The organism is Gillisella vitis, from assembly GCF_021559775.1.
GTDB lineage: Bacteria > Pseudomonadota > Alphaproteobacteria > Rhizobiales > Rhizobiaceae > Allorhizobium > Allorhizobium ampelinum.
In genome coordinates, this window is the sequence record NZ_CP056048.1 from 1,100,566 (window position 1) to 1,118,351 (window position 17,786).

15 protein-coding genes are annotated in these 17,786 nt (G+C 56.9%); 9 read left to right on the forward strand and 6 right to left on the reverse strand.

Annotation, left to right across the window (positions count from 1 at the left end; translation table 11 throughout):
* Nucleotides 1–26: 26 nt before the first annotated feature.
* Nucleotides 27–2,138 carry a bifunctional rhamnulose-1-phosphate aldolase/short-chain dehydrogenase gene (locus tag AVCG78_RS21895; RefSeq protein ID WP_071207065.1) on the reverse strand — a complete coding sequence of 704 codons (2,112 nt, stop codon included), beginning with the start codon at nucleotides 2,136–2,138 and terminating at the stop codon, nucleotides 27–29.
* Nucleotides 2,139–2,338: 200 nt separating this feature from the next.
* On the opposite strand from AVCG78_RS21895, the gene AVCG78_RS21900 reads away from it, so the two are divergent.
* The 9 genes from AVCG78_RS21900 (at nucleotide 2,339) to AVCG78_RS21940 (ending at nucleotide 12,749) form a co-directional block, all read left to right on the forward strand.
* Complete coding sequence (locus tag AVCG78_RS21900) at nucleotides 2,339–3,151, forward strand: DeoR/GlpR family DNA-binding transcription regulator (protein ID WP_012654477.1); 813 nt, start codon at nucleotides 2,339–2,341, stop codon at nucleotides 3,149–3,151.
* 54 nt (nucleotides 3,152–3,205) lie between these two features.
* Nucleotides 3,206–4,201: a rhamnose ABC transporter substrate-binding protein gene (gene rhaS, locus AVCG78_RS21905; RefSeq protein WP_070149263.1), complete on the forward strand. Its 996-nt coding sequence runs from the start codon at nucleotides 3,206–3,208 to the stop codon at nucleotides 4,199–4,201.
* A 106-nt stretch (nucleotides 4,202–4,307) separates the two neighbouring features.
* Nucleotides 4,308–5,843, forward strand: coding sequence for a sugar ABC transporter ATP-binding protein (locus tag AVCG78_RS21910; protein ID WP_071207310.1), 1,536 nt, complete (start codon nucleotides 4,308–4,310; stop codon nucleotides 5,841–5,843).
* Nucleotides 5,844–5,852: 9 nt separating this feature from the next.
* Nucleotides 5,853–6,854: an ABC transporter permease gene (locus AVCG78_RS21915; protein WP_071207064.1), complete on the forward strand. Its 1,002-nt coding sequence runs from the start codon at nucleotides 5,853–5,855 to the stop codon at nucleotides 6,852–6,854.
* Nucleotides 6,851–7,864, forward strand: a complete 1,014-nt coding sequence (locus AVCG78_RS21920) for an ABC transporter permease (RefSeq protein WP_071584522.1) — start codon at nucleotides 6,851–6,853, stop codon at nucleotides 7,862–7,864. Before AVCG78_RS21915 ends, AVCG78_RS21920 begins: the two co-directional genes overlap by 4 nt.
* A 2-nt stretch (nucleotides 7,865–7,866) precedes the next feature.
* Nucleotides 7,867–8,190 carry an L-rhamnose mutarotase gene (gene rhaM / locus AVCG78_RS21925; RefSeq protein ID WP_071207062.1) on the forward strand — a complete coding sequence of 108 codons (324 nt, stop codon included), beginning with the start codon at nucleotides 7,867–7,869 and terminating at the stop codon, nucleotides 8,188–8,190.
* Nucleotides 8,187–9,593 carry an FGGY-family carbohydrate kinase gene (locus AVCG78_RS21930; protein WP_071207061.1) on the forward strand — a complete coding sequence of 469 codons (1,407 nt, stop codon included), beginning with the start codon at nucleotides 8,187–8,189 and terminating at the stop codon, nucleotides 9,591–9,593. Before rhaM ends, AVCG78_RS21930 begins: the two co-directional genes overlap by 4 nt.
* Nucleotides 9,594–9,715: 122 nt before the next feature.
* A complete protein-coding gene (locus AVCG78_RS21935) occupies nucleotides 9,716–10,567 on the forward strand; it encodes a fumarylacetoacetate hydrolase family protein (protein ID WP_071207060.1) in 852 nt (283 codons plus the stop codon).
* Between the two features lie 292 nt (nucleotides 10,568–10,859).
* On the forward strand, nucleotides 10,860–12,749 hold the full coding sequence (locus AVCG78_RS21940; protein WP_071207059.1) for a putative bifunctional diguanylate cyclase/phosphodiesterase: 1,890 nt from the start codon (nucleotides 10,860–10,862) through the stop codon (nucleotides 12,747–12,749).
* Here AVCG78_RS21940 and AVCG78_RS21945 read toward each other — a convergent pair.
* From AVCG78_RS21945 to AVCG78_RS21965, 5 genes are all read right to left on the reverse strand, one after another.
* Nucleotides 12,682–13,458: an aspartate/glutamate racemase family protein gene (locus tag AVCG78_RS21945; protein WP_012654486.1), complete on the reverse strand. Its 777-nt coding sequence runs from the start codon at nucleotides 13,456–13,458 to the stop codon at nucleotides 12,682–12,684. The genes AVCG78_RS21940 and AVCG78_RS21945 overlap by 68 nt on opposite strands.
* Nucleotides 13,459–13,482: 24 nt before the next feature.
* Complete coding sequence (locus tag AVCG78_RS21950; protein ID WP_156601499.1) at nucleotides 13,483–14,301, reverse strand: ABC transporter permease; 819 nt, start codon at nucleotides 14,299–14,301, stop codon at nucleotides 13,483–13,485.
* Nucleotides 14,302–14,304: 3 nt separating this feature from the next.
* Nucleotides 14,305–15,210 carry an ABC transporter permease gene (locus tag AVCG78_RS21955; RefSeq protein WP_071207058.1) on the reverse strand — a complete coding sequence of 302 codons (906 nt, stop codon included), beginning with the start codon at nucleotides 15,208–15,210 and terminating at the stop codon, nucleotides 14,305–14,307.
* A gap of 78 nt (nucleotides 15,211–15,288) precedes the next feature.
* A complete protein-coding gene (locus tag AVCG78_RS21960; protein ID WP_071207057.1) occupies nucleotides 15,289–16,578 on the reverse strand; it encodes an ABC transporter substrate-binding protein in 1,290 nt (429 codons plus the stop codon).
* Between the two features lie 27 nt (nucleotides 16,579–16,605).
* Entirely contained in the window at nucleotides 16,606–17,694 is a 1,089-nt protein-coding gene (locus AVCG78_RS21965; protein WP_041698731.1) for an ABC transporter ATP-binding protein, read from the reverse strand.
* Nucleotides 17,695–17,786 lie beyond the last annotated feature (92 nt).

Sequence of the window (17,786 nt, forward strand, 5' to 3'; positions counted from 1 at the left end):
AGGATGCATTCTCTTTTACCAGAGGTTTAGCGCGTAAAACTCTGGGCGTTGCCCGCATCGACATTGATGATATTGCCGGTCGATTTTGCCGACGCATCCGAAGCCAGAAAGTAGATGGCTTCGGCAATATCTTCAGGAAATACGTTCAGCTTCAGCATCGAGCGCTTGCGATAATGTTCCTCAAGATCGTCCACCTCGATCTTGGAGGATGCCGCGCGCTGCTCGCGCCATTCGCCATTCCAGATTTTTGAACCTCGAAGCACGGCATCCGGATTGACGGTGTTGACGCGGATTCCCGCATCGGCGCCTTCCAGCGCCAGGCAACGCGCTAGATGAATTTCCGCTGCCTTGGCCGTGCAATAGGCCGAGGCATTGGGGGAAGAGGCAAGACCATTTTTCGAGGCGACAAACACCACGTTGCCACCCAATGCCTGCCGGCGGAATAGCCGGAAGGCTTCCCGTGACACCAGGAAGTAGCCGGTCGCGAGAATGTCTATATTCTTGTTCCACATGGCAAGCGTGGTGTCTTCGACGGGGGCGGACGAGGCAATGCCCGCATTCGACACCAGAATATCCACCCCACCGAATTCGACACTGGCCTCGGCAAAGGCGCTGATCACGGCATCTTCGCGGGTGACGTCCAGTTGAACCGAGCGTATGGCATCACCGCCATGGCGTTTGGTGAAATCGGCGGTCGTCTCAGAAAGTGCGGCAGCGTCAATGTCGGCCAGCACAACGCAAGCTCCTTCAGCCACTAGCCGCTCCGCCGTAGCCCTGCCAATGCCGCCCGCGCCGCCGGTGACGAAAGCGACCTTTCCGGCCAGGCTTTTCGGCTTGGGCATGCGTTGCAGCTTTGCTTCTTCCAGCAGCCAATATTCGATATCGAAGGCTTCCTGCTCCGGCAGGCCCTGATACTGCGAAACGGTCGATGCGCCACGCATGACATTGATGGCATTGACGTAGAATTCGCCAGCGATCCGGGCCGTCGCTTTGTCCTTGGCGAAAGACAGCATGCCGACGCCCGGAATGAGGAAGATCACCGGATTGGGATCACGGATTTTGGGAGAATTATCGTGTTTGCAGCTGTCGTAATACCTGTTGTAATCGGCGCGGTAGGCCTCGAGTGCTGCATCGAGACCAGCAAACACTGCATCCACATCCGGCTGGCTCGGATCGAAGTCAACAATCAGTGGCCGGATCTTGGTGCGAAGAAAATGGTCGGGGCAGGAGGTGCCCAGCGCGCCGAGCGGCTGGAGATGATTGGAATTGACGAATTCCAGCACGGCATCCTGATCGTCGAAATGGCCAAGCTTGCGCTCCGCCTGGCCGATCCGTCCGCGAATTTCCGGCATCAGCCTTGCAGCGATGGCGCGTCGGTCGGCGGACGGCAGGCTTTGCGTGGCCGCGCCGCCGAAAATAACCTTGCCTTCTGTTTCGCGTGCAAACCACTGGATGGCTTTGTTGATGATATCAAGCGTAAGCTCGTAGCAGGCCTTGGCGTCATTATCCCAGGTGAACAGGCCATGGCTTTCCAGCACGACGCCCTTAGCTTGGGGATTGGCCTTGACGAAGGCTTCCAGATCAAGCCCAAGTTGAAATCCGGGGCGGCGCCAGGGCAGCCAGCCGATCTCATCGCCAAAGATCACTTTTGTCAGCTCTTTCGAGTTTTTCGACGCGGCAATGGCGATGATCGCATCCGGATGCATGTGATCGACATGGGTGAACGGCACGAAACCATGCAGCGGCGTATCGATGGACGCTGCACGCGGATTGAGGTTGAATGTGCAATGAGGAAGGAAACCGACCATGCGGTCTTCATCGTCAACACCCTGGTAAATACCTTTCAGCGCCTCAAGCTTGTCTTGGTAAAGCGTGGCGAATCCGTCGAGTTTAATGGTGCCGACATCGCCGCCGGACCCTTTGACCCACAAAACCTTGACCGTCTGGCCGGTGAGCGGATCGGTTTCCATGACCTTGGCCGAGGTGTTGCCACCGCCATAATTGGTAATGCGTTTGTCAGCACCAAGCAGGTTGGACCGGTAGAGCAGCTTGCCTGCCTCATCCAGCGTTTCGGCGTAGACATCATCCCAGCGATTGTCGAGAAGGCGGGGTTGGCCCGCTGCGGTTTGGCCCGTCATGGAAGTCCTCCCAAATGTGATTTTAAGGCCCGCCATATCGGCGAACGCTCCATCCTGTTATGGGTATCGCGCAAATTTATCGCGTGTGTCAATCAGAAACGATCATAAATGTTCATTGTGCGTTGCAATATAATCTATTTTGATCGTTTATGATTGACATCTTCAATCTGTTAAGCCTAAAACTCGCTCAGGAGGACCCCATGCACGAACGCGAACGCCATCGCATTATACTCAGCGCCATACAGGAAAAGCCTGTGGTGACGGTGCAGGATATTGCCGAATTGACGGATGCGTCCGAAGCAACCATCCGGCGCGACATTGCATCCCTGCATGTCCAGGGGAAATTACGCCGGGTGCGGGGTGGGGCGGAAGCAGTACATCCTCCGCAGCAGGGCAATCTGGCGGCCCGACCGTTCAGGGTGTCGGAATCGGTCAATATCGATAAGAAACGCGCAATTGCGCGCGCCGCTGTTGAACTCTGCGAGGAAGGCGATTCGATCATCATCAATGGTGGAACGACGACCTTTCAGATGGTGCATTTCATGTCAGCGCGTCGCTTGCAGGTGATGACCAATTCCTTTGCCATCGCCGAGCATCTGGTCAAACATTCGAAATGCACGATTAATGTGCCGGGTGGAGCGATCTACCGGGATCAAAGCCTGATCCTTTCGCCTTTCGAGAATGATGCGATCCGCAATTTCTATGCCCGCCGGATGTTCATTGGTGCCCAGGGCATTTCGGCGCTAGGCGTGATGGAGCCGGATGCGCTGGTGATCCAGAGCGAGCAACGGTTGATGCGCCAGGCCGACGAGCTGATCGTCATGGTCGATTCGACGAAATTCACGCGGCGGTCCAGCATGATTTTATGCGGGCTGGATGCCGTCTCAACCATCATCACCGATGACGGCGTGCCTGAAGAGGCAGCTCATATGGTGGAGGCGGCTGGAATAAAGCTTTTGACGGTCCGGGCTTCGACCTCGGCCGACAGGGAGGACGCCCCTTCGGTCGCTTGAGGAAGCGATACGCCGGTTGGGGCTAACGGGTTCAACATCTGGGAGGATAACAACATGAAAATTTCAAGACGATTGTTCGGTGCGGCGGCGATTGCCTTCGTCACGACGGCAGGCATGGCGCATGCCGCCGACATGAAAATCGCCATCGTGGTCAAATCGCTCGGCAATGGTTTCTTCGAGGCGGCCAACAAAGGCGCGGAAGAGGCGGCCAAGGAACTGGGTGGCGTCAAGATCATCTATACCGGTCCGACCACAACGACTGCTGAAGGCCAGATCGAGGTGATCAATTCCCTGATCGCCCAAGGCGTTGATGCCATCGCTATTTCCGCCAATGACCCGGATGCCGTGGTTCCCGCGCTGAAGAAAGCTGCCCAACGCGGCATCAAGGTGATTTCCTGGGATTCCGGCGTAGCACCTGCTGGCCGCATCATGCATCTCAATCCGTCTTCGAACGAGTTGATCGGCAAGATGTGCCTGAAACTGGCCGCCGACCATCTGGCTGATGGCAAGGGCGATTTCGCCATTCTCTCGGCCACCACCACCTCGACCAACCAGAATATCTGGATTGCCGAGATGAAAAAGCAGTTGAAGGATTTCCCCGGCCTCAACCTCACCACCACGGTCTATGGTGATGACCTTGCCGACAAGAGCTACCGTGAAGCCAATGGTATCCTGACCTCCCATCCGAATGTGAAGGTTATCGTTGCTCCGACCACGGTTGGCGTCTTGGCTGCCTCGCAGGCGGTCAAGGACGCAGGCAAGATCGGTCAGGTCTATGTGACCGGTCTTGGCCTGCCATCGGAAATGGCTGGTGCAATCAAGTCTGGTGCCACCAAGGAATTTGCGATCTGGAACCCCATCGATCTCGGCTATTCGGCCACCCAGATCGCATATCATCTGGTGAAAGGTGACGCGACCGGCAAGCCCGGCAGCGAGGTTCCGGCTGGACGAATGGGCAAGATCAAAATCGGCGACAATGGCGAAGCGGCGATGGCCGATCCCTTTGTCTATGATGCCAAGAATATCGATCAGTTCTCAAAAATCTTCTGATCCAGCCACTTTATACAGTTAGGTCTGAGGCAATCGAACCCGGCGGCAGGTGTCGCCGGGAACCCTTATCTGTTCCTGGTCTTTTTGGCCTGATCTGGTGCAATCGATGATGAGTGTCCAAACCACAAAGCTTGATGCAATACCGCTCGGTGATCGCGCACCGATACTGGAGATGCGCGGCATTTCGCAGATCTTTCCGGGTGTGAAGGCGCTGGATGGTGTGAATATCGCCCTTTATCCCGGCGAGGTGACGGCATTGATCGGCGAAAATGGCGCCGGTAAATCGACGCTGGTCAAAATCCTGACGGGCATTTACCGGCCCAATGAGGGGGAGATCGTCATTGATGGTTCGTCGGTAACCTTCGCCAATGCCCAGGCTGCCATCGATGCGGGCGTGACGGCCATCCATCAGGAAACCGTGCTGTTCGATGAGCTAAGCGTTGCGGAAAACATTTTCCTCGGACATGCGCCGAAAACCCGCTTCGGTTTCATCGACTGGAACGGCATCAACACCAAAGCCAGGGCGCTGATGGATCGGCTGGAAAGCAGGATCGATCCAACCATTAAATTGAAGGATCTCTCGATTGCCCAGCGGCATCTGGTGGCGATTGCGCGCGCACTTTCGGTTGAAGCGCGGATCGTTATCATGGACGAGCCGACGGCTGCCCTGTCACGTAAGGAAATCGATGATCTGTTTCGCATTGTTGAAGGGCTGAAGCGGGATGGCAAGGCAATCCTGTTCATCAGTCACAAATTCGATGAAGTCTATGAAATCGCCGAGAATTACGCGGTATTCCGCGATGGGAAAATGGTCGGTGCGGGGCGACTGCAATCAACACCACAGGACGAGATCGTTCGGCTGATGGTTGGCCGGGATGTGCATGATGCTTTTCCAAAGATTGACGTTTCCATCGGCGCGGCGGTGCTTTCGGTTTCTCGCTATTGTCATGATACGGAGTTTCGCGACATTTCCTTCGACTTGCGCAAGGGCGAAATCCTGGGTTTTTACGGCTTGATTGGGGCGGGGCGTTCCGAGTTATGCCAGTCGCTGTTTGGCATCACTCACCCGGCTTCAGGCACGGTGACGCTGGAGGGCAGGGCGCTCGATATTCGCTCGCCCGCTGACGCCATTGCCGCTGGCATCGTCTATGTGCCGGAAGAGCGCGGGCGTCATGGGTTGGCGCTGCAAATGCCGATTTACCAGAATATGTCGCTTCCATCGCTGGCGCGTGTTTCGGCCCGCGGCTTTCTGAAGGTTGTCAATGAGTTGGCTCTGGCGCGCCACTATGCCGAGCGACTGGACCTGCGGGCGGCGGCGCTGTCCGTGCCCGTTGGTACGCTGTCGGGTGGCAATCAGCAGAAAGTGGTGATTGGCAAATGGCTGGCCACCAAGCCGAAGGTTATCATTCTCGATGAGCCGACCAAGGGGATCGATATCGGCTCCAAGGCCGCCGTGCATGGTTTTATTTCCGAACTCGCGGCAGAGGGCCTGTCGATCATCATGATTTCCTCAGAACTGCCGGAGATCCTTGGCATGTCCGACCGAGTCATGGTGATGCGGGAGGGATTGCAGGCTGGGATTTTTGAGCGGGAGGCGATGTCACCGGAAGTTTTGGTGCGTGCCGCAACCGGCAATTCGTGAGGTTTAACAATGAAAAGCCTGCTTAAACACCGCGAGATCGCATTGGGTGTCATTATCCTGTTGCTGATCGCCGCGTTTGCCACCCGGGCAGACGGTTTTGCCTCGCCAGGCAATCTGGCGACGATCTTTAACGATACATCGATCCTGATCATTCTGGCGCTGGCGCAGATGACTGTGATCCTCACTAAATCGATCGATCTGTCGGTTGCGGCCAATCTGGCCTTTTCCGGCATGGCGGTGGCGATGATGGATTCGAATTTTCCGGGCCTGCCGCTGGTGCTACTGATTGGCATGGCCGTGCTGATCGGGGCGGCTCTCGGCGCGATTAATGGCTATCTCGTCTGGCTGTTGCAGATCCCGCCCATTGTCGTGACGCTCGGTACGCTGACGATCTATCGCGGCATGGCATTCGTGCTGTCCGGCGGGGCCTGGGTAAACGCTCATCAGATGACGCCGGATTTCCTCAACCTGCCGCGCATTGTCCTCATGGGGCTTCCGGTTCTAGCATGGATAGCAGCTATCGTGGTCATTGCCATGGCTGTTGTACTGGGGCGCACCACATTTGGCCGCGCCACCTATGCCGCTGGTGGGAATGCGACAGCTGCGGTTTATGCTGGCATCGATATCGGTCGGACGCGATTTCTGGCCTTTGTGCTCTCTGGCGGGCTTGCAGGTCTCTGCGGTTATCTCTGGGTGTCGCGCTACGCGGTCGCTTATGTGGATATTGCCAGCGGTTTCGAATTGGACAGCGTGGCAGCTTGTGTTATCGGCGGCATTTCGATCGCCGGTGGCATTGGCTCGGTCGCTGGCACCGTGCTGGGGGCTTTATTCCTGGGTGTTATCAAGAATGCATTGCCTGTCATCGGCATTTCGCCCTTCGCCCAGATGGCAATATCCGGTGTGGTGATTGTTTTGGCCGTGGTGTTCAACGCCCGGGCCGAACGCAGAAAGGGCCGGATCATCCTGCGTGACCGGGCCGCGGGCAGCACGATTCAGGAGATTACGGCATGACAGTGGTATCCGTTGAACAAACCCCGGCCAAGCGCCGTATTCCCGACAAGCTCGGCACGCCGATACGCCGCCTGCTGGCCAGCTGGGAAGTGCTGTTATTGGGTGTTGCAGTCGCGATTTTCATCGCCAATGCGCTGGCCTCCCCTTATTTTCTGGACGCCTGGAACCTGTCGGACGCCACCTTCAATTTCACTGAAAAAGCGATGATCGCCTTTGCCATGGCGTTGCTGGTGATTGCCGGTGAGATCGACCTCTCGGTCGCTGCGATCATTGCTCTGGCCTCGACAGCCATGGGCGCGGCAGCCCAAGTGGGTATCGGCACGCCTGGCCTGGTGATGATCGGTATCGGCGCTGGGCTTTTATGCGGGGTGTTCAATGGCGTGCTGGTGGCCGGGCTGAAACTGCCTTCCATCGTCGTCACCATCGGCACGATGAGCCTGTTTCGCGGCATTTCCTATATCGTGCTTGGGGATCAGGCCTATGGAAAATATCCTGAAAGCTTCGCCTATTTCGGCCAGGGCTATGTGGCCTGGGTGTTTTCCTTCGAATTCGTCCTCTTCCTTGTACTGGCAGCGCTGTTTGCTGTGCTGCTGCATGCCACGAATTTTGGGCGTCAGGTCTATGTGATCGGGAATAATCCGCTGGCGGCCAGATTTTCAGGCATTCCGGTCGATCGGGTCAAATTCATCCTGTTTATGCTGACCGGATTGATGAGCGGCATTGCCGCCGTTTGCCTGACCTCACGGCTGGGCTCGACACGGCCATCGATTGCCCAGGGCTGGGAATTGGAAGCCGTCACCATGGTGGTTCTGGGCGGCGTGTCGATTGTCGGTGGGGCTGGCACGATTGGCGGAGTGGTCATTGCCGCCTTCGTCATGGGCCTAGTGACCTTTGGGCTGGGGCTGTTGAACGTGCCGGGCATCGTCATGTCGATTTTCATCGGCCTGTTGCTGATCATCACCATCGCCCTGCCGATTCTAGCAAGGCGGATGCGGGATATGAGGACATGAGCATGGCAGAGACAGAAAAATATGCCTTCAAGATGCAGCTCCATCCAGGCATGGAGGCCGAATATAAAAAGAGGCATGATGCGATCTGGCCGGAACTGGTGGCTCTGCTGCATGAGGCTGGCGTTAGTGATTATTCCATCCATCTCGATCGTGAAACAAACACGCTCTTCGGCCTGCTAACCCGGCCCAAAGGCCACGGCATGGCCGCGCTGCCAGAGCACCCGGTCATGCAGCGCTGGTGGGCGCATATGGGTGATATCATGGCCACCAACCCGGATAGGGCGCCGGTCGCTATCGATCTCGTGCCGATGTTTTACATGCCATGAGCACGATATCCGAAACCGTCGCCGTCATCGATATTGGCAAGACCAACGCCAAAGTCGTCGTCTTGCAGGCATCGACGGGCTTGGAACTTGGCTGTCGGCGTATGCCAAATACAGTTGTCGGGGAGGGGCCTTATCCGCATTTCGATACGGACAAGCTGTGGTCCTTCATCCTGGATGCTTTGAAAGCCTTTGCCGCAGGACCGGGTTTCGATGCAATTTCCATCACCACCCATGGCGCAAGTGCTGCCTTGCTTGACGGTGACGGTGAACTGGCAATGCCGGTGCTGGATTACGAATACCGCTATCCCGAAGCGATTAGTCTTGCCTATGATGCCTTGCGACCGAGTTTTGATGAAACATTTTCACCGCGCCTGCCAGGCGGTCTCAACCTCGGCGCCCAGTTGCATTACCAGAAAACGGCCTTTCCCGAGTTTTTTACCGGGGTTGCGACCATTGTCACCTATCCGCAGTATTGGGCTTTCAGACTGACCGGCGTGGCGGCGAATGAGGCGACATCGCTGGGATGCCATACGGATTTATGGAGGCCCCAAAAGGGTTGTTATTCAAACCTGGTCGAGCGGTTGGAGCTTGGTCCATATCTCGCCCCCTTGCGGTCGGCTTTTGATGCTTTGGGAGAGGTCAAGCAATCCCTGGCCGAACAGATAGGTCTCTCACGTCCTGTTCCGGTCTATTGCGGCATTCACGATAGCAATGCGTCGCTGCTGCCGCATCTCTTACGACGTGAAAAACCTTTCACTGTGGTTTCCACTGGCACATGGATCATCGGATTTGCTGTCGGCAGCACGGTCGCGCATCTCGATCCGGTTCGCGATACCTTGGCCAATGTCGATGCGCATGGCCATGCCGTACCCTCGTGCCGCTATATGGGTGGACGGGAATTCGAAATACTCGTCCAGGGATTGGACGCCCCGGATGAGGTTGAGATCGAGCGGGCGGCAGAACAGGTGATCAGTGGTGATGTCATGCGCCTGCCAAGCGTAGTGGAGGGCTCCGGTCCTTATCCGACCCGAAACGGTGGATGGACGTTGGTGCCGGAAGGTGCGGCACAGCTCTATGCGGCGGCGAGCCTTTATACGGCGATGATGACGGCGTCGTCGCTGTCGTTGATCGGCGCGATAGGCGCTGTTCTCGTCGAAGGGCCGTTTGCCAAAAACCGTCTCTACCTTCGCGCTCTCGCTGCTTGTACCGAGCGTGAGGTTGTGGTGGCTGAAGGTGGAACACCGACGGGGACCGCGGAAGGCGCGGCGCTGTTGACAGGCATGACGGTGCCTATGCCGAGTGAGATGCGGTTTGCTCCAGATCAGCTTGATTTGAAAAGATATTTTCAGGATTTTCAGGATCGGTGCGGCGTCTACTTTCCTGAAGCCTCCACGCCAACGTGAAGTGCGGGTGATTTTACCCGCTTGGTTTGCGTTTGCCGGCTTGCTAGACATGCGGTGGTGGTGGCTTGTTCAGATATGGCCTGCCGCATCGTCATTTCAGCATGCAGATCGGAGACATCCTCATGAAATTCGTCAGTTTTACCCGACTTGGCCGGGCCGGATTCGGCGCGGTGGTCGGCGGTGGCATCGTCGATCTTACCGGTCGCCTTAGCTATGATTGCCTGACCCTGAAACAGGCGATCCTGGACGATCTCCTGGAAATTGCCGCTGACTATGCTGGCGACCGTAAACCGGAACTGGCATTTTCGGATGTTACCCTGCTTCCGGTCATTCCTGACCCAGGCAAGATCCTGTGCATCGGCGTCAATTATGTCGCTCATCGGGAGGAAACCAAGCGGCCCGAAGTTGGCCATCCAACCGTCTTCATTCGCTTTGCCGATAGCCAGATTGGCCATGGCCAGCCGATGATCAAGCCAAGCCAGTCGGATTGCCTCGATTTCGAAGCCGAGCTTGCTGTGGTGATCGGGCGCGGTGGACGGGATATCACTGAGGAAGATGCCATGCAGCATATTGCCGGTTATTCCTGCTATCATGACGGTTCGGTGCGCGACTGGCAGCGCCATAGTTCACAATTTGCGCCTGGCAAGAATTTTCCCGCGACTGGTGCTTTCGGTCCGGCTCTGGTGACGACGGATGAGGTGGAAGACTATACGCAGCTTTCCATCACGGGGCGCCTGAACGGCCAGGTCGTTCAACAGGCGACGTTGGCCGACCTGATCTTCCCTATTCCCGCGCTGATTGCTTATCTTTCGGCCTTTACACCCCTGTCGGCAGGTGATGTGATCGTCACCGGTACCCCCGGGGGTGTCGGTGAGAGACGCGAGCCGCCCTTGTTTATGAAAGCGGGCGATGTGTTCGAAGTGGATATTCCCGGTGTTGGTCTGCTCGTCAACCCTGTGATCGGCGCGCTTTAAGGTTAAAGACCTTTTTGGGCGGGCTTTATCGGTCCTGCCCAAAAAGGCCCTTTGCGGGGGCGCATTTGCTGTCAGGGCATGGCGCGATTGAGCGCGCAAGCCACGTCTTCCAGCCCGCAAAATGGAACGGAATTTTTTTCAATTTGTAAATCATCGTTAGAACAGAGCCGGGAGCCGCGCTTTCCAGCCGTCTTTTTTGCGCTACATCATGTATTAAAGAAGGTTCGAATATTTGTAACTGCCCCTTAATTCCTATTGGTTAAGCTAGGTCAGTGAAAGGGAATGGGGATATATGTTGATCAAGCTGCAAAACAGGATCTTGGAAAAGATCGCCAGAGGCGACCCCTTGGCAGAGACCGTTGATTTCCTCTGCTGGTCTGTTGAGGCGCTTATTAATGATATTGTCTGTTCCGTTTTGACATTGGACGATACGGGGCGCCTTCAGCATCTTGCCGGTCCTTCCATTCCCGAGCATTATTCCCAGGCGATCAATGGCTTGGTCTGCGGCGAAGGTGTCGGTTCTTGCGGCACGGCGGCGTTTCGCGGTCGTCCGGTCCTGGTGACCGACATTGAGAACGATCCGTTCTGGGCTGCGTTCAAGGGCCTTGCATTACCACTGGGTTTTCTGGCGTGCTGGTCAACGCCGATTATTTCCGATGGCCGGGTATTGGGTACGTTTGCCTTCTATTTCCGCCAAAAACGCGGTCCGAGCGAAATCGAAGAAAGCATTGTTTCTGCCTGTGTGCATCTTTGCGCAATCGGCTTGGAGCGCGAGTTGCGGATGAAGGAGCGCAGGCGGCTTGCCTATACCGATGTGCTGACGGGATTGCCAAATCGCACGGGCTTCAATGAAGCCGTGATCAATGAAGATGTGGAGCGCAATCCATGGGGATTGCTGCTGGTGGATCTCGATAATCTCAAGCAGGTCAACGATACATTCGGCCATCAGGCTGGCGATGACCTGATCCGCACCGTTGGCTTGCGCCTGAAAGCGATGACGGATTCCGACACCGCTTTCAGGCTCGGCGGTGACGAGTTTGCTGTAATCGTCCGCGGCGTCGATTGTGTGGATCTCGGCTACCATGCGGCTCATGTCCTGGCCGTGCTGAAGGAGCCCTGCATTTGCGCGGGCCAGACGGTTTATCCAGCCGGAACCATTGGCGGTGCGGTCGCGCGCAATGGGCAGAGCGTTGACGATGTTCGCCAGAATGCCGATTTCGCGCTTTATGAAGCCAAGGAACGCTGCCGCGGTCAGTTCGTTGAATATTCGGTTGGTTCAGTTTCGACGATAGCCCGCCGGTTCCGCTCTTTCCAGCAGGTCAGCGAAGCATTGCGGGAACAGCGGATCGAGACCTATTATCAGCCGGTGGTTGATCTTGCCTCTGGCTCCCTGGTCGGGTTTGAGGCTCTTAGTCGGCTTGCCAGCCGTAACGGCGATATCATCTCCGCCTCGCATTTTCATGAAGCGACCAGCGATGTTCATCTGGCCCGGGCGCTGACGGCTTGCGTGTTGGAAAATGTGGCGCGGGATGCTCGCGATTGGCTGGACAGCGGACTGGAATTCGGCCGTATCGGTTTGAACGTATCGGCGGGCGATTTTCTGGACGGCTCCTTGACCGAGCGGATAGTCGGCGCAATGGACAAGGTTGGTGTTGGGGTAGATCGCATTGTCGTTGAATTGACGGAGTCGATTTATCTGGGAAATCGCGAGCGCAATGTGGTGGACCAGATCAAGCAATTGCGTCAGGCGGGCATGCTTGTGGCTCTCGACGATTTCGGCACCGGTTTTGCGTCCTTGACGCATCTTCTGACCGTTCCGCTCGATATCATCAAAATCGATCGCTCTTTCATTGCCCGGTTGCTGGAGGAAGAGCCAGCATCGGTCATTGTCGGCGGGCTATTGTCAATTTCCGACCGGTTGAATTTCCGTGTCATCGCGGAGGGTATCGAAACAGAGGAACAGCGTGATTTGCTTTTGAGGCTGGGATGCGAGCAGGGGCAGGGCTATCTCTTCTCCAAGGCGGTGGATCGCAAGGAGGCGGCAGCCATGTTGCGCCGCAAGTCTCTGGACCAACTTCCATCGGTATTGCGGAACTCTTTAAATGCACGCTTTTTCAATGACCTATCTGCTGATTCTCGGCAGCTTTGTCTGCCGATAAAACAGCCGGCTCGAACGCTTTAAGCAAACCGAGATAGGGCTTGTTGACGGGCGTGGCATAGGCATTGTTTTTAACCGTTCGCAGTCCGAGGGAAACCAGGGCCTCCGCCTGCTTGACGGCACAGGCGACGCCATCGATGACAGGGACGCCGAATTCCTTGCTCAAGGCTTCCGTCAGATCGGCCATACCGGCACATCCAAGAATGATGGCTTCCGCATCGTCCTGCGCCAGCGCTTTGGCAATCTCCGCCCGCAGCCGGTCCCGTGCGTTCGAGGAGGGATCTTCCAGCGAGAGAACCGGAATATCGGCGGCGCGCACCTTGCAGCGGTCGGATGCGCCATAGCGGCGAACGAGGTGTTCGATGGGCAAGCGAGACCGTTCCATGGTCGTTACCACGCTGAACTTCTGGGCAATAAAGCTGACCGTGGCAATCGCTGCCTCGCAAATACCGATGACGGGAATACTGGCTAATGCACGCGCGGCATCAAGACCAGTATCATCGAAACAGGCGATAATGGCGGCATCTGCGCCTTGTTTTTCCCCGTCGGCGAGTTCCATCAGCAGGCCGGGAACAGCCAGCGCCTCGTCATAATAGCCCTCGATGGAAACCGGACCCATCTGCGAGGTGCGTGGCATGATTTCGGTGCCTGCATGGGCAACGCGGCGGGCCGCGTCCGCAGCCGTCGCTGTCATGCTTGCGGTTGTATTGGGATTGATAAGCAGAATGCGCATGAAAATCCGATCGAGGGTTGCCATTCAGGCATGGCCACGAGGCCGGCTGACCCGGCGAATGAGGAAAATCGTCAGGGCAATGACCAGGAAGGAAAACACTGTCGTCACCGTACCCAGCGCATAGAGAACCGGTGTGGTGACATTGGTCGTCATGCCGTAGATTTCCAGTGGCAGGGTGTTGAAGCTTCCTGACGTCATTAGCGTTCGGGCGAATTCGTCATAGGAGAGCGAGAAGCCAAACAGGCCAATGCCGATCAGGCTGGGCGCGATCATCGGTAGCAAAACGTAGCGAAACGTTTGCCATGAGGATGCGCCAAGGTCGCGGGCCGCCTCTTCATAGGCGGGTGAAAAGCGGTTGAAGACAGCGAACATGATCAACACACCAAAGGGCAGGGTCCAGGTCAAATGCGCGCCGAAAGCTGAACTGTACCAATTGGGTTGGAAGCCCAATTGCTGGAAGACGACTCCGATGCCGAGCGAAATGATGATCGACGGCACGACCAGGCTGGCAACGGCCAGATAGAACAGCACTGTTGCGCCATGGAATTTGCGGCGAAACGCCAGGCCTGCCAGCAGCGATACCAGCACGGTGACCACCATCACCATCAGCCCGAGTGTGATCGAGCGTTTGATGGCGCCGCCAAAATCGCCGACGGCCTGGGTTTCGAACAGATTGGCGAACCAATGCAGCGAGACACCATTGAGCGGAAAGGTCAGGCCACCATTTTCTCCCTGGAACGACAGGATGAGGATCGCCGAGAGCGGCCCATAGAGAAACAGCACGAAGAGCGCAAAGAATATAGCGAGCAGATAGAATTCGCGGCTGCGTTTTTCCCTGATCATGGCTTACAGCTCCTTGCGGATATCGACGATGCGCAAGATCCCCGCGACCATCAGCAGGACGAGGATCAGCAGCACCACAGCATTGGCGGCAGCGGCTGGATATTGCAGCAGCGACATCTGGTTTTTCATGATCAGCGCCACTGAGGCGCTCTGGCCACCGGACATCACCTGCACGGTGGAGAAATCGGCCATGGTCAAGGTGACGACGAAAATCGTGCCGATAGCCATGCCGGGCTTGGCGAGCGGCAGAATGACATTGGTGAGGATTTGCAGGCTCGAAGCACCTGCGTCCCTTGCGGCCTCCACCAGCGCCTTGTCGATCCGCATCAGCGTATTGAAGATCGGCGTGACCATGAACAGGGTGTAGAGATGTACCATGGCCAGCACCACGGCAAAGTCTGAATAAAGCAGCCACTCCAGCGGCTGGGGAATAATGCCGGTGCCAACCAACGCCTGGTTGACCAATCCATTGCGACCCAGAACCGGAATCCAGGAAATCATCCGGATGATGTTCGAGGTCAGGAACGGCACGGTGCAGATCAGGAAAAGCACGCTCTGCATGGCTGCGCTACGGATGTAGAAGGCGAGAAAATAGGCGACCCAAAAACCGATGAACAGCGTCAGGAGCCAGACAATAGCGGCGAATTTCAGCGTGTTCAGATAGGTTTTCCAGGTGACCCAGGAACCAAGCGTTTCCGTATAATTGAAGGTGACAAAACCGGGATACATCTGGGCGAAGTCATAATCCCAAAAGCTGACAATGACGATCATCAGGATTGGCAACAGCAGGAAACCGCCGAGGATAAGCGCCAGGGGGGCTGCTTGAAGATAGGCTGTCAGCCAGGCAGGCACGCGGATTTCGCGCCTTGGCTTTGGCTTGCCGACGCCTATAAACCGCACTGTTGCCATCGCTCGTCTCCCTGTCGTCTTCGGGGCTGCCGTGTGTCTTCCCCGCGAACGGGGAAGACATGGTTTCTATTGATATGATCAGGCGGCGATGAACTCGTTCCAGCGGCGAACCATGTAACGGTCCTCGTCCATGACGGAATTCCAGCAGGCAACCTTGCCCATGCGTTCTTCGAAGGCACCGCCGTCGCGCACGGCACCGGCCTTTTCCATCACTTTGCCTTCGGGGGACATGATGTCGCCCTGGGCGGGCTTGCCTTCGATCCAGTAACCCCATTCATCCGCGGACATGAAGTTCTTGGCGGTTTCCATGCAGGCGGAATAATAACCCTGGCGGTTCAGGTAGCCACCAACCCAGCCGGATGTGTACCAGTTGATATATTCATAGGCCGCATCGAGCTGCGCGCCCTTCAGATGCGCCGCAAGACCCAGTCCGCCGCCCCAGGCGCGGTAGCCTTCCTTCAGCGGTTGATATTTGCAGGCGATGCCCTTGGAGCGGACAGCGGCAACGGCTGGCGACCACATGGACTGGATGACGACTTCGCCCGAAGCCATCAGGTTGACGCTTTCATCGAAGCTTTTCCAGAAGGCGCGGAACTGGCCGCTCTGCTTGGCCTTGATCAGGAAATCGATGGTCTTGTCGATCTCGACCTTGGTCATGTTGCCCTTGTCGGCATATTTGATATTGCCCATGGCTTCCATGATCATTGCAGCATCCATGATGCCGATCGATGGAATGTTGAGGATCGACGTCTTGCCCTTGAAAGCGGGGTCCATGATATCGGCCCAGCTGGTGATGTCGCGGCCAACGAGGTCTGGGCGAATGCCGAGCGTGTCGGCATTGTAGATGGTCGGCACCATCGTCATCCATTCGGTCGGAGCCTTGGCGAAGGTTTTCGCGCCGGGCTTTTCGACGAAGCCGACGGTGTGTGGCGCTGTGCCCTGGGCAATGACGCTTTCCGGCTTCAGTTTGCCGTTGATGAACAGCGGTACGATCTTGTCGTAATATTTGAGCTTCTTGACTTCCATCGGCTGCAAGACGCCTGATGGGAAGACCTTCTTGGCGATCCAGTATTCGACATCGGCAATGTCATAGGAGTTCGGCTGGGTCACGGCGCGCTGGGCGGCGGCGTCAGAATCCGTCGCCGTCATTTCCAGGGTGATGCCGAGGTCGGCCTTGCACTTTTCGGCGATGGCATTGATGTTTGAGACGCCTGTGCCGAATTGACGAAGGGTGATCTTGGTCTGTGCCCAGATGGTCGGAAAGCCAGTGATGGCGCCGGAACCGGCGGCAAGACCCGCTGCGGCGGCCCCCGTCTTCAAAAGCGAACGGCGGGTCACGCCGGATTTTGGCTTTTTTTTATCAGTCATGGAAGTTCTCCTCTGGTTATTGGTTGATTATTTCAGCGCCGGTTTGCCGAGAACGATGGCGTCATCGGCCTCCCAGCAAACGGCAATGGCTTCGCCTACCTTGACCGGATGTGCGTGGAAGGCGGCATCGGTCAGGATGGCGGTAAAGTCTTCGATGCCCGCACCGCTCAGCATCAGCTTCACGGTGGAACCACGATATTCGACATTGGTGACAGAGCCGGTGAAGCCGAGGCCCGGGACCTGGCTCTGGCCGATCCGCACATGGTCAGTGCGCACCGCTATGTCGGCGGGTTCGCCGATGGCGGCTTTGCCGGAAGCTGCGAAATCCGCCCCGCCTGCGACTGATATCATCGCGATCTCATCGGAAACGCTCGTGACTCGGCCTGAAATGACATTGTGATCGCCCATGAAACGAGCGACGAATGCTGAGGCCGGGCGCTCGAATACGGTGCGGGGATCGGCAGCCTGTTCGATGCGGCCATCGTTCATGATAACGATCAGGTCGGCGAGCGCCATGGCCTCTTCTTGGCTATGGGTCACATGCACGAAGGTGATGCCGAGCGAGGTCTGGAGTTTCTTCAGTTCGGCTCGCATGCGGATTTTCAAAAATGGATCGAGTGCGGACAAAGGCTCGTCCAGAAGAAGCGCTTCCGGGTCGGTAATCAAGGCGCGTGCCAGCGCCACACGCTGCTGCTGTCCGCCGGAAAGCTGGGCGGGGCGCCGGTCCGCATAGGCCTCCAGTTGCATCAATTGCAGCATCTCCATCGCCTTGGCGCTGCGGGTGGCTTTGTCGATACCCTTCATTTTCAGGCTGAAGGCGACATTTTCGGTGAGGTCGAGATGCGGAAACAACGCGTAGGACTGGAACATCATCGCTGTGCCGCGCGCGGCGGGCGCGAGATCGGTGATGTTGGTGTTGCCCAGCAGAATATCACCTGTCGTGACGGTCTCGTGTCCGGCAATCATCCGTAACGTCGATGTTTTGCCGCAACCGGAAGGGCCGAGTAGGCAGCAATAGGTGCCAGCTGGAATTTTCAGGCTGATGCTGTGGACGGCTGTCGTATGGCCGTAAACCTTGGTAACGGCGGCAATATCGATGGCGGCGGCTTGTTTCATGCTGCGATCCCTTGATGACCGCTGCTTTACATGCATCTTACGTGCCAGATGCTTGTGGCCTTTGGAAAACCTAGAAAATCCTGTCGGCTTCC

Coding starts and splice junctions, on each gene's coding strand:
- AVCG78_RS21940 (WP_071207059.1), top strand. CDS start 10,860: ATGTTGATCAAGCTGCAAAACAGGATCTTGGAAAAGATCGCCAGAGGC.
- AVCG78_RS21930 (WP_071207061.1), top strand. CDS start 8,187: ATGAGCACGATATCCGAAACCGTCGCCGTCATCGATATTGGCAAGACC.
- AVCG78_RS21960 (WP_071207057.1), bottom strand. CDS start 16,578: ATGACTGATAAAAAAAAGCCAAAATCCGGCGTGACCCGCCGTTCGCTT.
- AVCG78_RS21935 (WP_071207060.1), top strand. CDS start 9,716: ATGAAATTCGTCAGTTTTACCCGACTTGGCCGGGCCGGATTCGGCGCG.
- AVCG78_RS21945 (WP_012654486.1), bottom strand. CDS start 13,458: ATGCGCATTCTGCTTATCAATCCCAATACAACCGCAAGCATGACAGCG.
- AVCG78_RS21895 (WP_071207065.1), bottom strand. CDS start 2,138: ATGACGGGCCAAACCGCAGCGGGCCAACCCCGCCTTCTCGACAATCGC.
- rhaS (WP_070149263.1), top strand. CDS start 3,206: ATGAAAATTTCAAGACGATTGTTCGGTGCGGCGGCGATTGCCTTCGTC.
- AVCG78_RS21915 (WP_071207064.1), top strand. CDS start 5,853: ATGAAAAGCCTGCTTAAACACCGCGAGATCGCATTGGGTGTCATTATC.
- AVCG78_RS21965 (WP_041698731.1), bottom strand. CDS start 17,694: ATGAAACAAGCCGCCGCCATCGATATTGCCGCCGTTACCAAGGTTTAC.
- AVCG78_RS21920 (WP_071584522.1), top strand. CDS start 6,851: ATGACAGTGGTATCCGTTGAACAAACCCCGGCCAAGCGCCGTATTCCC.
- AVCG78_RS21950 (WP_156601499.1), bottom strand. CDS start 14,301: ATGATCAGGGAAAAACGCAGCCGCGAATTCTATCTGCTCGCTATATTC.
- AVCG78_RS21900 (WP_012654477.1), top strand. CDS start 2,339: ATGCACGAACGCGAACGCCATCGCATTATACTCAGCGCCATACAGGAA.
- AVCG78_RS21910 (WP_071207310.1), top strand. CDS start 4,308: ATGATGAGTGTCCAAACCACAAAGCTTGATGCAATACCGCTCGGTGAT.
- AVCG78_RS21955 (WP_071207058.1), bottom strand. CDS start 15,210: ATGGCAACAGTGCGGTTTATAGGCGTCGGCAAGCCAAAGCCAAGGCGC.
- rhaM (WP_071207062.1), top strand. CDS start 7,867: ATGGCAGAGACAGAAAAATATGCCTTCAAGATGCAGCTCCATCCAGGC.